At 42.0% G+C, this 685-nt stretch carries 1 protein-coding gene; it reads right to left on the bottom strand.

Features of this window, described 5'->3' with window-relative positions; all coding sequences use genetic code 11:
* A partial coding sequence (locus tag AWN68_RS13205) for a hypothetical protein (protein WP_157716207.1) occupies positions 1-660 on the bottom strand: 660 nt, incomplete at its 3' end.
* Between the last annotated feature and the right edge of the window lie 25 nt (positions 661-685).

Here is a 685-nt window from a genome sequence, read left to right as displayed (position 1 = left end):
TGTAAACTGATTAGCACCAGGACCTGCAACAATTTGGTAGTCGTTATTATTAAGTGTCTCACCTACACGACTAGAATGACTTGTTTCGTCAGCTTCCCAAGTACCCGCAAGGGCGCTTGGTTCAGTTACTGTACCACAAACTACTGTTACAGGAAAACTCAATGCCTGTGGCGAACCTGTCGCTAAAAGCTCATTGTCTGTATTTCCACCAGTCACTGTCGTTTCACCAGCTCCATTCGTAGTTGTTGTCACAGATGTAGGACCGAATACAGTTCCGTCATCCGTTGTCACTTCGCCAGTAATGGTGTAAGCTTCACCAAATTCCAAATCATTACCCGTTGCAGCCCTGATATCAGAAGCCTTAATTTCTAAGGTAGTTGGAAATGTAGTATAATTATCACCTAACTGAACTCTATTCCCTCCAACTGAAATTCCAACATTATAAGATGCTGCATTGTTGTTTGGGTCATAGATCAGTGCCGTGAAAACTCCCGTGTTAGGATCATCTCCCTTAAGAAGTTTCTTTTGTCTGATGTCATCGAAGTCGATCATTCCACCCCTTTGCAGGTTTGAAATGGCCTCATTTCTGACTTTTCGAAAATCACTTGGGTCTTGACAACCCGTCACTATTGCTAACATCATCCCGATAGAAAGCAACATTCCGATATATTTATTTGTTATTTTC

The organism is Roseivirga echinicomitans, from assembly GCF_001592935.1.
In the GTDB taxonomy this organism is placed as follows: Bacteria; Bacteroidota; Bacteroidia; order Cytophagales; family Cyclobacteriaceae; genus Roseivirga; species Roseivirga echinicomitans.
Note: the sequence above shows the minus strand (reverse complement) of the source record. Positions and strands in the feature narration are given on the sequence as shown.